Annotated in this window: 1 protein-coding gene; it reads left to right on the top strand. The window is 65.1% G+C overall.

The window, feature by feature from the left end:
• Positions 1 to 274: 274 nt before the first annotated feature.
• Entirely contained in the window at positions 275 to 15,001 is a 14,727-nt protein-coding gene (locus tag RBB39_RS02365) for a carbohydrate-binding protein (RefSeq protein ID WP_306168740.1), read from the top strand.
• Positions 15,002 to 15,113 lie beyond the last annotated feature (112 nt).

Below are 15,113 nucleotides of genomic sequence, written 5' to 3'. Positions count from 1 at the left end.
CGGGTTATAGAATCAGAGAGAGCCATCTCTTTCTGGCTACCGGTTCGTTTGTTGTCTCAGCGGAAGTTGGGGATTCGTCTGGGCGGACTGTAAAGCGGCGAGAGAGATCTTCGAAGAAAGTCGATGGGTTCTTGTTGGCAGTTGGTGGCAATCACTATCCAAAATAATCGTCAGGGGGCAGGCCATGTTTTCCATGTCATTTGTGAGCCGTGGGCAAAAGTCATTTCAAAAGCGTCTGGCAGATAAGGCGGAATTTCGGACAAAAGATTTCGAGATGCATGATCTGGTGGTCGCACCGCATCCTGGCCAATGGCGGGACGCGGTCGAAGCCGTGCGGATGACCTGGAAGGATGCCTCCGGCGCACAAAGCGTCTTCGAACGCTTCGAACGGCCCTTCGTGTTTGACCATCTGCCGACGCCGCAACCGGGCAAGCTGGCCATGGTGATCGATGCCCTCGACGGGCAAGGGCAGGCACTGGGCGGGCTTCGAGCTGCCTTCGATGTGCTTATCGAGGACGCCGAGGCTGCCAGTGACGATGAAGTCGCAGGCCCGAGTGGCCAGGTGGAAGCGGGGCAGGACGGTGCAGGTCTGGAAGGAGCGGATCAAGCGTCTGGTGATCAGGGCATCCCGGCAGATGCCGCGCCGGCGTCGGCACCAGGCGCGCCTGCTGCGTCCGATAGCGCAGCGCCTTTGGCAACCCCAGCAGCGCTTTCTACCACCCCAGCCGCGGCACTCTCTACCACCCCAGCCGCAGCGCTTTCAGCCACCCCCTCAATAGTAGCCGCGGCCGCGCCGATCGGCTTTTCGCTGCGTATCCAGGCCGAGGACGATGACGCCAGCGACGGCGCCTCGGCCAGTATTGCCGGCGATACCGGAATCGCCGTGGTCAGTGATCCGGCCAACCCTGACGCCGCCGATGCCGAGGGCAACGCCTACGTGGATTACGGCAACGGCGTGGCCGGTGGCGAGAGCCTGACCTTCACCTTCGAGGCGCCGGAGGCCGGTGAATACGATCTGGTGCTGCGCTACGCCATGGGCGACGGCAACCGTCCCCTGCGCCTGGACGTCAACGGCGAGCTGTTCGACCGCATGTTCGACCTGCCCGCTACCGGCGATGATTTCACCAACTTCGAGCTGACCCAGCCGGTACGGGTGACCCTGGCCCAGGGCACCAACACCATTACGCTGACCTCCAACGGGGCCAGCGGGCCTAACATCGACTATCTGGAAATCACCGCCCCGGACCCCGATCGCTACGTGGTGCAAGGCGAGGACATGCTGCTGTCGCCCGACGAGGACGTGGACGACACTGGTACCAACCGGGTGGCGACGCTCGATAGCATCGCTGACTTCACCAACAACAACGAGACCTTCCGCGTCGGCGCCGAAGGCGCCGGCTACCTGGATTGGGCGTTCGGTAATGCCAATGCCAGCGCTGACTTCACCCTGGACGTGGCCACCGCCGGCACCTACACGGTAAGCATCACCTACGCTACCTCCAGCCCCCGCCCGCTGGACCTGATACTGGTGGACGGCGCGACCACCACCACCACCCTGGGCACCTTTGCCTTCGCGACAACCACGGCGCCGGACTACTACCCCGACGATGTCGAGTCCGATCTCGACGCTGCCAACCGGCCCAATCAGAGCAGCGAGTGGGAAGGCTGGACCGTCGAGACCCTGGAGGTCGAGCTGGCTGCCGGTTCCAATACCCTGCGTCTGGGCGGCGGCTATACCAATGGCCCCAATATCGACAAGATCGAGCTGGCCCTGGTCAGCGCTGCGGTCACCAATCCAGTGATCGACCCGCTGGTGGTGCAGGCCGAGGACGCCGAGCTCGGCGTCGACAACGGTGCCGCCACCCTGGTGCGCGACGCCGAGAACCCCGAGAGCGGCGGCTTTGTCGGGCTACGCCCGGACTACTCCGGCACCGGCTATGTGGACTTCGGCAGCGAACCCGGTGACAGCCTGACATTTACCGTCAACGTGTCCGAGGCGGGTGACTACGACCTGAACTTCCGCTACGCCAGCAACGGGGCGCGCCCGCTGGATCTGTCGATCAACGGGGGAGACGCCTCGACCCAGGCCTTTGCCAGCACAGACCCCAACGCCGGCAATGTCGATCCCGAGGGATTCGATGTCTGGGGTTACCAGACCCTGACGGCGAGTCTGCAGGCCGGCGACAACACCATCACCCTGGCGATCCCGGCTGGCCGCAACAATGGACCCAACGTCGATCGTCTCGAGGTCACCACGGCGGGTACCGGTCCGGTCGGCGATGTCGAGGGGGACGAAGGCGACGACCTGTCGTTCGGCGCCGCTTCCGCCCTGATCAATGCCGACGCCGCAGCCTCGGCGGGTTTCAACGTGACGGGGCTGGATGATGACATCGTCTTCGTCGGCGTCAGCTTCGATGGCGGCGTCAACGTCGAGGAGGTCACCCCGGACGCCAACGGTGACTTCAGCCTCGACCTGTCCGGCCAGGCCGATGGGCCGCTGGCGGCCAGCCTGATCGCGATGGATGCCTTCGGCAACCGTGCGACTCGCGAGCTGTCATTGACGCTGGATACCACCGCCGACGAGGGTGCTGACCTGGCGCTCAGCGGCCCTGTCGATCCGGTAACCGCGGATGACAGCGACGCTGTCACCTTCAACCTGGCGGGGCTGGACACCGACGCCGACGTCGTCGAGGCAAGCTTCGACGGCGGCACCACCCGCACCCCGGTCGGGGTCGATGGCGGCAGCGTCCAGCTGGACCTGTCCGGCCAGGACGCCGGCACCCTGGACGTCACCCTTTACGTCACCGACGCCGCCGGCAACGAAGCCAGCACCAGCACCCAGGTCACCCTGGAAGCCGACGATGCCCCGCTGACGGTGGACTTCTCGGTGGGGGCGATCTCGTCCTACGGCGGCAACCAGGACAACCCGTCCCAGGGCACCGGTGCGGCGGTGGAAGACGCCGGCGCGACGCTCGCCCTGACCGACAACGTGTGGAAGCGGGTGGCCCTGGGCGAAAGCTACCAGATCACCACCGACACTCGCCTGACGCTCGAACTCAGCGCCTCTGACACCCCGGTGTCGGAGATCATCGCGATCGGCTTTGACCTCGACGATAACCCCTTCAACGGTGGCAACAGCGCCTACCAGCTGGCCGGCACCCAGAGCCAGGGTGGTTTTGTCGACCTGCGTGGCCAGGGCGTCGATGACGACGGTGATGGCGTCGTCAGCTTTACCATCGATCTGTCGGCCCACGCTGGCACCACCATCGATTCGCTGGTGTTCGTCAACGACGACGACCTGGGCGCCAAGGGCAGTGCGCGCTTCTCCAACGTGACCCTGAGCGAGGCCACCACCGGCGACGTCAATCAGGCGCCGCAGGTGGTCGGTGGTGGCGTCGCCGACCTTGCCCTCGATGAAGGTTCCACCCTCGAGGTCGACCTGGCCTTCGAAGACCCCGACGGCGACGATCTGAGCTACCGCTTCGAGGTGGCCGACGCCGATGGTGCGCCTGTCGACGCCGCTGGCCTTGCCATCGACGGCAGCGTGCTGAGCGGCAGCCTGGATGGGCTGGAACCCGGTGATTATACCGTTACCTTGTTTGCCGATGACGGTCAGATCGAGACCTCCGACAGCTTTGTGCTGACCATCGACAACGTCAACGACGCTCCGGTAGCGGAACCGGCGGCGCTGGAGCCGTTCTTCGGTGAAGTCGGCGAGGCCTTCGGTCAGGTGGCGATCGCCGACTTCGCGCCGCTGTTCTCCGACCCCGACGGTGACGACCTGACCCTGACGGTCGAAGACTTGCCGGCAGGACTCGAGGTGGTCAATGGCGTGATCCAGGGCACGCCCTCCCAGGGCGGCAACTTCAGTGTGACCCTGCGCGCCACCGATCCCGGCGGTCTGTCCGCGACCCAGGTGCTGGAGTTCCAGATCGAGGGCACCGATATCGGTGACGTCGTGACCATCGAGGCCGAAGCCTTTACCGACCTGGACGCCGACAACGTCATCGCCACCGGTAACGCCAGCGCCTCGGGCAACGAGCTGATCCGGGTGACCAGCAACGCGCCCGCCACCGTGGGCACCGAGCTTGCCGCCGCAGGCGTCGAGCCGGGCTGGTATCGCGTTACCCTGTACGTCTTCGACGAGACCGACGGTGAGGGTGAACTGACCCTGTCCATCGACGGCAATGCCCTCGAGGCGCGCAATCTGTCGAGCGACAGCCTGACCTCCGACGTCGTATTGAGTGACGACTTCGGCACCCTGGTGGGTAGTGGTGGCCGGGGCAACGCCGGTCAGAGCGGCAACCGCAAGGAGATCGTGTTCGAGACCCCGGTGGAGATTACCGCCGATTCGCTGCTGTCGCTGGAGCTTAGAGGCGAGGGCGGCGAGCTGATGCGCATCGACTCGCTGGACTTCCTGCGCATCGAGGAGCCGGTCAACAACGCCCCGACGATTGACGGCCTCGACGACAGCGTCAGTGTCGATGAAAACACCAGTGCCGTGGCGACCCTGACACTGGACGACCTGGACGGTGACGCCCTGACGGTGACCCTCGAGGGCGCCGACGCCGCGCTGTTCAGCTTCGACGCCAATACCGGCGTACTGAGCTTCGTCAATGCCCCGGACGCCGAGCTCGCCGCGGACGCCAACGAAGATGGCGTCTATGAGCTGACGGTCATCGTCAGCGACGGCGAAGACAGCGTGTCCCAGGCGACCCTGGTCACGGTCAACGACGTCAACGAGAGTCTCTCGATCGGTGCAACCGCACTTGCCATCGACGAGAACCTGACCGAGATCGGGTCCATCGCGGTGCTCGATGAGGACGGTCAACCGGCCACCCTGACGGCGCCGGTGTTTGCCATCACCGGTGGTGTCGACGCGCCGCTGTTCACCATCAACGCTGATACCGGAGCGCTGGCCTTTACCTCGGCGCGTGACTTCGAGCTGGCGGCGGACGCCAACGAAGACAACGTCTACGAGGTCGAGGTCAGCGTCAGCGACGGTGATCTTTCCACCACCGAGCTGGTGTCGGTCACCGTCAACGACGTCGACGAGGCGCCTTTCTCGCCCTTGAGCCTGCAGGCCGAGGACGGTGTGGTCGAGAGCTTCGATACCGACCCCAACAACACCGACACCCAGGTCCGCGACCCGGACAACCCCGAGGCGAACCAGCCCACCGGACTGCGTCCGGGCTTCAGTGGAACCGGCTATCTGGATTTCGGTGACACCCCGGGAGACAACGTCAGCTGGCAGATCGACGTGGCCCAGGCCGGCCAGTACGACATCAGCGTTCGCTACGCCACCAATACCGATCGTCCGCTGGACCTGGTGATCAACGGCGGTGATCCGCTCGCCCTGGCCATGGTCAGCACCGATCCGGACGGCACCGGCCCCGAGGAAGGCTTCGACCACTGGCAGTTCGAGACCGTCACCGTGACCCTGGAGGCGGGCAGCAACACCATCGCCCTGGCGATCCCGGCAGGTGCCAATACCGGTCCCAACATCGATCGCATCGAGGTGACCGAAGGCGGCAGCGGCCCGATTGCGGAGGACGTCAGCGCCGACGAGGATGGCGATCTCGCCATCGTCGCCGACGACGATACCCTCGACGCCAACCAGCTGGCGGCGGCGGTGTTCAATGTCTCGGGCGTCGATGACGACGTTACCACCGTCGAGGTGTCCTTCGACGGTGGCGCGACCCGCACCGAGGTGACGCCGGATGCCTCGGGCAACATTACCCTGGACCTGAGCGGCCAGCTCGACGACCAGAGCGGTGATCTCACCGTCTCGCTGTTTGTCACCGACGCCGCCGGCAACGAGGCCAGCGCCACCGAAGTGGTCAGCTTCGAGGACGACGACGTGGTGGTGGCGCCGATCACCCTGCAGGGCGAAGACGCCGACATCGTCGACGTGGGCGGTACCGCCCAGGGCGAGGTCACCCGGCCGGTGGATGCGGACAATCCCGACGACTTCGGCAATCATCGTCCCGGCGCGGTGGGTGACGCCTACCTGGACTTCGGCTCCAACCCCGGCGACCAGATCACCTTCAACGTCAACGCGGTGGAGGCCGGCAGCTACACCGCCACCGTGCGTTATGCCAACGGGGGTAATGCCCCGCGGCCGCTGGATCTGACCGTCAACGGCGATGATCAGGGCCAGCTCGGCTTCCCCAACGCCACCGGCGCGGACGCCTGGAACGAGTGGCAGACCCTGGAAGTCGAGGTAGAGCTGGTCGAGGGCGCCAACACCTTCACCCTGACCATGCCCGCGGGCGCCACCGGCGGTCCCAACATCGACCAGGTGGTGTTCGACTTCAACGAGGCCGACGTCGGCACCCCGGCGTTCAACTTCGCCATCGAGGGTGAGGCGCTGACCATCGTCGACGCCGACGGCGACACCCAGGTGCGCGACGCCGACAATCCGGAAACCAACACCGCAGCCGGCCCCGACGGTCTATGGAATGGCTTCTCCGGTAGCGGTTACCTGGACATGGGCGCCGACGCCGGTGACGCCGCCGAGTTTCAGGTGAGCGTCGATGAGGCCGGCACCTACACCCTGGAGGTGCGTTATACCAACGCCGGCACCAACGGCGCCGACCGTCCCATGGATATCCTGGTCGACGGCCAGAGCCAGGGCAGCCTGGCCTTTGCCTCCACCGGAACCGACGCGGCCGGCTGGGAGAACTGGACCACCACCACCATCGAGGTGGAGCTTGAGGCCGGCGACAACACCATTCGTCTGGCCAATATCGGCAACGCTGGCCCCAACATCGACAGCCTGACGGTGAGTCGTGACGGGGTGGCACCGGATCGTCCGGTGGAGCCGGGCGATCGCTTCTCGGTCAAGATCAACTTCCAGCCCGAGGGCACCGCGGTGCCGGATGGCTACATCGCCGACAACGGCAAGGCCTTTGGCACCCAGTCGGTCACCGTCGACGGCCAGACCTACCAGTACGGCTGGGTCACCGAGGAGTCGATCTACGATGGCGATCCCGGCACCGAGCCACTGGACATCAGTTCGCTGACCAGCGTTGCGGTCAATGATCGCACCGATGACATCGCCGGCCTCGACCCGCGTCAGGGAACCTACGCCCACTTCGACCAGCCGGGACCCAACTATGTGCGGGCCGGCTGGGAGATCGAGCTGGAAGACGGCTTCTACGAGGTCACCATCTCCATCGGTGATACCAGTGGGCCCTACGACAGCAACAACGTGCTCAATGCCGAGGGCGAGCTGTTCAACGACCCCTTCACCCCGTTCCGCCCGGATGACTTCCCGGCCGACACCAACCCGTCCAACGACACCGACGGCGTGCGCTCTGACCTGGTCACCCGCATCGTCCAGGTCACCGACGGTCGTCTGACCCTGGATTCGATGGGGCTCAACAATGAGAACACCGAGATCCAGTACATCGAGATTCAGGCCCTGCCGGACCTGACCCCTGGGGACGATCGCGACGCCGCCGAAGACTACGCCTTCTTCACCGACGCCCGGGCGATCGCCGGGGTCGGCCAGAACGAGGTGGAGGTGGATCTCGATCCGGATGACGGTGCCATTCCCACCGGGGTCGATCCGACCTCCGACATCTTTGTCGGCATCTCGGTGGTGGACGGACGTGGTGGAGCCCTGCTCGAAAGCCTGGGCGACGGCTCGATCCGGTTGTTCGAGACCGTCACCGGTCAGGAAGTCAGCTTCAACGCCAACACCACCGGCGGCTTCGATTCGCTGACCATCTCGCCGAGCCAGACCCTCAAGCCGTTCACCAGCTACACCCTGGTGATCGACGGCTTCCAGGACCGTGGCCCCAACGACGATGCGAGCGCGCCGACCCGCGAGTTCCAGAAGTACACCAACACCTTCGTCACCGGCGCCGAGCCGGAGGTGGTCGCGCGCGACGTGGCCTTCAACGACGTGGTGGAACTCAACGGCGCCGCCGACGGTGCCTTCGGCTTCACCTCGCTGGAGATGAGCCCGGATGGCGCCTACATGTACATCGCCACCATCAGCGGTGAACTGTTGCGCTACGACGTCGACCCGATCGACGGTTCGCTGTCCAATCGCCAGGATCTGAGTCTGCCCAACGACTATTTCGACCAGCCGGGACAGAGTCAGCAGCGCGGCATCATCGGTCTGGTGGTGGACCCCACCGATCCCAATGTGCTGTGGATCACCGACAACTATCCGATCCCGCTGACCGGACGTGACAACGGTGTGCCGGACTTCAGCGGACGGATCACCAAGATCACCCTGGACGATGGACCCGGCTTCTCCGGTACCGCCGAGGCCTATATCACCGGCTTGCCGCGCTCCAACGGCGACCACGTGACCAACAGCCTCGAGTTCCGCGAGAACCCGGACTACGACCCGGACACCAACCCGGACGTGCCGAGCCATCTGCTGTATCTGATCCAGGGCTCGAACACCGCCATGGGCGAGCCGGACAGCGCCTGGGGCAACCGTCCCGAGCGTCTTCTGAACGCCGTAGTGCTGGAAATCGATCCAACCCGTGACGTGTCCAACGGGCCCTTCGACGTCAGTACCGAACCGCTGCCCGACGATGGCCTGAACCGGCGCTTCGATGACCCCGACGGTCATCCCAAGGATGATCCCATCCCCATGGGCAACGGCGAGTTCCTGGTGTTCGACGATCGCGGCGTAGCCACGGTCCAGGACGCCAGCGGCAACGTGCTGGAGACCTACTACGATCCCTACGCCCCCGACGCGGTGTTGACGATCTTCGCCACCGGGGCGCGTAACGCCTACGACCTGGTGTGGCACTCCAACGGCTTCCTCTACGTGCCGACCAACGGCTCGGCGGCCGGTGGCAACGTGCCGGACGATCCCTCCACGCCGGAGAACGAGCGCTACACCAATGTCGAGAAGCAGGATGACTACCTGTTCCGTATCGAAGAGGGCGGCTACTACGGCCACCCGAACCCGCTGCGTGACGAGTACATCCTCAACGGCGGCAATCCCACCGGTGCCAACGACCCCAACCAGGTCGACAAGTACCCGACGGGCACCATTCCCGAGGGCACCTATGACATCGCCGGGGTCTATTCGCTGGGCGAGAACCGCTCGCCCAACGGGGCGGTGGAATACACCAGCGGCGTGTTCGGCGGCAACCTACAGGGCAACGTGCTGTTCACCGAGTACTCCGGCGGTGACGACGTGCGCTCCATTACCCTGGACGCCAACGGCAACGTCATCGGTGACGATGTGCTGCGTGATCCCGACGGCAACGTCATCACCTACGTCGACCCGCTGGACATCATCGAGAACCCGGCTACCGGCCAGCTCTACCTGCTGACCCTCAACCGCGGCAACGGCCAGAGCCAGATCATTCGCCTCGACCCGGCCCCGGGTGGCACCACCGGTCCCGTCGATCCGGATCCCGATCCCGACCCCGTCGATGATCTGGTCATGGTGCTGGCCATCCAGGCCGAGGACATGACCCCGGATGACGGCACCTCGGTGGTCGTGGCCTCCGGTGCTGGCGCCGAGATCGAGATCCGCGACATCAACAACCCCGAGCCGAACCAGGCAGATCTGCCCAACGGCCTGCGCCCCGGCGCCTTCGGGGTCGATGGCAATGACGTCGACGATGACGGTGTGCCCGGCGGTTACGCCGACTTCGGTAGCACCAATGAGGACTTCATCACCTTCAGCTTCGAGCTGGACCCCGACCAGGCCGGCGACTCGGTGCTCAGGGTGCGCTACGCCAACGGCGGCAATGCCGATCGTCCTCTGGAGGTGTTCGTCAACAACGTCTCGGTGGGCGTCGTATCCTTCCCGCCGCCCCAGGACCCGGCACTTGATGACGCAGACTCGCGCTGGGCCGAGTGGCTGACGGTGGATATCGATGCCGATCTGGCAGCCGGTCTCAACACGGTGCGCTTCCAGGCCACCGATAACACCGGGCCCAACATCGACCAGCTGGCGATCCTCCAGGAAGAGGATGCAACGCCCGGCTTCACCCTCTACGAGGCCGAGGACGCCGCGCTCGGCGGGGCGGTAGTAGTCCCCGAGAGCCAGGACGACCGTAACGCCTCCGGTGACGGCTTCGTCGACTTTGCCGGTGCCGGGGACCAGACCATCACCTGGACGGTGAACGTGGACGAGGCGGGCAGCTACGAGATCGGCTTCCGCTACGCGCTGGCCGCGAGCAAGGCCGATCGTCCGCTGGGCCTGACCATCAACGGCAATGACCTGGGCCAGCTCAATTTCGTCGGCCAGAGCAACGACGACGAGACCGACTGGTTCTTCCAGGACGTGCTGGTCAACCTGGAAGCCGGCAGCAACACCATCGTGCTGACCGCGCCGAATGCCGTGGGCCCCAATATCGACCTGCTGCGGGTACCGGACGACAGTGGTGACATCTTCATCCCGGTCTACGCCGATGTCTCCGATGGTGGCCGCATCGAGCTCGAGGATGGCAACAGTGCGCGTACCGTCAATGAGCTGACCGCCGACTTCTACTTCACGGTGGACAGCGACGGTCTCTATCGTCTGGACCTGGCGGCCAACGCCGGTGCCGATGACGGTGGCTCGCTGGCGCTGACCCTCAATGGGCAGACCATCGATAGCCTGGCCTATCCCGGGGTGGGTGACGCCGGCGAGCAGGGCGTCTACGTCGAGCTTCAGGCCGGCGTCGAGTACAACCTGCGCGCGGTATCCAGCGCCGATGGTGCCGATGACCTCGACTACCTCGACGTGTCGCCGCTGACCGGTAACGACAACGCCGATATCGAGGTGCAGAGCGGCGATGCTGCCTACTTCGCCAACCGCCTGCACTTCAGCTACCTGGAGAACAACAGCGCCTCGAACGATGATCGCGAGTTCAAGGACAGCGCCACGGTGACGATCTCCAATAGCGGCAGCGAGCCGCTGGAGATTCTCGAGTCCGATATCGACGGGCCCTTCGTGCTGGCCGATCCGGGCGCGTTCGACGGCCTGACCCTCGTTGCCGGTGAGTCGCTCACGGTCACGGTGCTGTTCGACCGGGACGCCTATACGGCGCCGACCACCGACGCCGGGGATGGCGTGTTCGAGGGTCGCATTCGACTGGTGACCAATGACCAGGACTCGCCGGTGGCCGAGATCCACATGGCCGGCTTCTGGCAGGCGCGTGACGAGGGTGGCTGGGAACCCAACGTCAACGAGGTCTGGGAGGTGTTCGGCTTCGGTAACCAGATCGATGGTCTGGCGACCACCGGTGGCGGCCAGAACTCGGTGCTCAACGACTTCGACCTGTATCGGCCGGTCAACGACGACGAGGTGCTGTCGCGCTACTGGTCGCTGGCCGACGGCGTAAGCGAGGCCAAGATCACCCAGATCGCCGCCTACCACGGTGGTGGCGGGGCGACGCTGGGTATCCATGCGCCGGGCAACAAGAACCAGGACATCATCTTTACCAACCACCAGGGAGACAACAACCAGACGCTGTTGCCGCTGGTCAACAACGGTGACTTTGCCACCGCGACGTTCAGCCGGGATACCATCCCCGATGGCTGGGCCGGCGAAGAGGTCTTCGGCATCGAGATGGCCGGCCTTTCCACCGATCCGTCGCTCAACCCCCAGGGTGGAGGCACGCCGCCGGCGGACGCCGACGGCATCGAGCGGGGCTACACGGTGCGCATGTTCCGGGCGCTGGACGCCGACGGCAACGTGATCCCCAATACCTACCTGGGGATCATGGACTACACCGGCATCAACTATGACTACAACGACAACATGTTCGTGATCGAAGGGGTCAAGCCGGTGTCCGGTGGCTCGCTGACCGTGACCAACAACGACGGCGTGCCTTCCGACGAGCGCCTGGTGATGTCGCGCATCGAGAACCCGGTCAATGATGCCCAGGAGGTCCACGACGAGGTCACCATCACCCTGTCCAACGACGGCTTCGATGCCCTGACCATCGACGACGTCGAGGTCAGCGATACCTCGCTGTTCGAGCTGACCGAGGCGTTCAGTGCGGTGACCCTTGCGCCGGGCGAGTCGGTGGAGGTGACGGTGCGCTTTATCGCCGATGACCCCAACGACGGTTCGCTCTACGAGGCCAGCCTGATCATCAGCTCAAGCGACGCCGATGAGGCCGAGAAGGTGATCGAACTGGCCGGCATCAGCCAGAACCAGTCCGAGAGCGGCCAGGAGCCGACGGTGCAGGAGATCGTCAACGCCTTCGGCTACTCCACCGACGTGGCCCAGGGACAGATGAACCAGGGCGGCCTGGTGGAGGCCAACGGCGACGAGGTTCTGGCGCCGTACTTCCAGCGCGCCGACGGGGCCTCGCCGATCACCATCACCCAGCTGGCGGCCTACCATGGCCAGGGTGACATCGCCCGGCTGTTCATCCACGACGTCGACAGCCGCGACATCGACGAGATCATTGCCCATGACGAGGCCGACGGTCAGACCTTGTTGCCGCGTACCCTGAATGACGGCGACAACCTGGCGGTGGCGACCCTGGATCGTGACGATCCCTTCGGCTTCTATGCCGAGATCTCCGATCGTCCGGGATACATCTCCTGGTCTGATCCCGATGCCAACCTCTACGAGGACACCATCGATGCCATCGGTATCCCGGGGGCCAACCTCAACTGGGACGAGAACGACGGTCACCTGATCCGGGTGTACGTGGCCAAGGACGCCGACGGCAACGTGATCCCGAACACCTATATCGTCATCCAGGACTACGCGGGGGTGAACTACGACTACAACGACAATATCTTCCTTGTCGAGAACGTCACCACCTATGATCCGACCGGCGCCGAGGACGCCGACGGCAATGGCCGCGTGGACCTCTACGACGACGATGATGGCGACGGTACCCCGAACTTCCTCGACGATCCGACGCCGGTGGAGCAGACCGCCTTCAACGACGACCAGAGCGCCTGGGCCGTCGGAGCAGACGGCCTGACCCTGGAGGCGAGGTTCTTCGACAACGGGGGTCAGGGAGTGGCCTACAACGACACCACCGACGCGCACCAGGGCGATGGCTTCCGCTCCGACGAGGCGGTGGACATCTCCAACGGTAGCCTGGCCATCGGCTATGTGGCCGACGGCGAGTGGCTGGAGTACACCCTGAACGTGGAGACGGCAGGCACCTATACGCTGAACTTCTCCACCTCGGCGGTCTCAGGTGGCAAGTCGATCACCGCGGCCTTCGAGCAGGATGGCAACTTCTACACCGATGCCCAGGCGCAGGCCTTGCCCAACACCGGCAGCTTCACCAGCTTCACCGAGGTGGGTCCCCTGACCTTCGATCTGGAAGAGGGTGAGCAGGTGCTCAGGCTGACGTTCAACGGCGGTCAGCTCGATCTGGCATCGTTCAGCCTGGATCTGGTGGAGCCGGTGGACGACGGTCAGGACCCGTTCAACGACACCCAGACCCCGTGGCTGGTGGACGCCGACGGTCTGACCCTGGAGGCGCGGTTGTTCGATAGCGGCGGTCAGGGGGTGTCGTACAACGACTCCACCGCGGCGCATCAGGGCAACGGCTTCCGCTCGGACGAGGCGGTGGACATCTCCACGCCGTCACTGGCCATCGGCTACATCACCGAAGGCGAGTGGGTCGAGTACACCATCAACGTGGCCGAGGACGGGCTCTATGATCTTGGTTTCCTGACCTCGATGGACACCAATTTCCCCGGGCCGCGCACCATCACCGCAAGCTTTGCCAAGGGCGGCGACAGCCCCTACGTGAGCGCCTCGCCGGTGGCGGTGAACGACACCGGTAGCTGGAGCAACTTCGTGCCGACCGAGACCACCCAGGTGGCGCTGGAGGCGGGCGAACAGGTGGTACGCCTGACCTTCAACGGCGGCTCCATGGATCTGGCGAGCTTTACCCTGGCGCCGGTGGGAGCGGTGGACGATGGCCAGCAGGCATTCACCGACGATGGCCAGCCCTGGCAGGTGGGCAGCGAGTTCAGCCTCGATGCGGTGAACTATGACGAGGGCGGACAGGACGTCGCCTACAACGACACCAGCGAGGCGCAGCTCGGCAGCAACGTGCGCGGCGAGGGGGTGGATCTGTCCAACGGCGGCAGCGCCATCGGCTGGATCGAGGATGGCGAATGGGTGGAGTACACCCTGAACATCGAGCAGGCGGGGACCTACGACATGGCCTTCCTGGCCTCGCTGGGTACCACCGGCGGTGGGCAGCGCTCGATTACCGCCAGCTTCACCAAGGACGACGGCACGCCCTACGCCACCGCCACGCCGGTGGGGGTCGAGCCCACCGGTGGCTGGACCAACTATGTCGAGACCGAAAGCACCCAGGTGACGCTGGAGGCCGGCGAGCAGGTGCTGCGCCTGACCTTCAACGGCGGGTCCATGGACCTTGAGGGCTTCTCGCTGTCACGGGATGGCCAGCAGGCGTTCAACGCCGGTGGTACCCCCTGGCTGGTGGACGCCGACGATGGCCTTGCGCTGGATGCGGTGCAGTTCGACGAGGGCGAGCAGGGCGAGGCCTTCAACGAGCTGAGTGCGGCGCAGTTCGGCAGCGACTTCCGCGATACCCCGGTGGATATCGTCGGCCAGGGTGAGGCCGTGGGCTGGATCGAGGATGGTGAGTGGCTCGAGTACACCATCAACGTCGAGCAGGCCGGTAGCCACACCCTGTCCTTCGTCACTTCTGGCCCCAATGGCGGACGCAGTATCACCGCCTCGGTGGAGCAGAACGGCAGTGTCTACGAGCAGGGCAGCGTCGACACGCCGGTGACCAGCGACTGGGGCGTGTTCGTCGATACGGCGTCGATGACCCTGGATCTGGAGGCAGGCGTGCAGGTGCTGCGACTGACCTTCAACGGCGGTTCCCAGGACATCGCGTCCTTCGAACTGACCCGTGATCCGGACGCGGCGGCGGCCAACGCGGCCAGCGCCAGTCTGCTGCTGGCGGACGATCCGCTCGCCAGCCAGGCCGACGATGGTATCGACAGTCAGCCGATGAGCGACGATGTCGGGGTCCAGGGCGTTCAGCAGGACGACGCCGGCTTCTGAGGCTGAGGCTTGGAGAACAAGCCAAGGCTGAACAGAAAAACGAGGGAGGAAGCCATGTCAGGCCCCGGCAACGGGGTCTGACGACAAGAAAAATGGAGGAGGGAGGATGGCC

Source organism: Halomonas sp. MMSF_3323, assembly GCF_030733595.1.
GTDB classification, from domain to species: Bacteria; Pseudomonadota; Gammaproteobacteria; order Pseudomonadales; family Halomonadaceae; genus Halomonas; species Halomonas litopenaei.
The sequence above is the reverse complement of the archived record's forward strand: the minus strand, read 5'-3'. Positions and strand labels throughout refer to the sequence as shown.

Coding starts and splice junctions, on each gene's coding strand:
- RBB39_RS02365 (WP_306168740.1), top strand. CDS start 275: ATGCATGATCTGGTGGTCGCACCGCATCCTGGCCAATGGCGGGACGCG.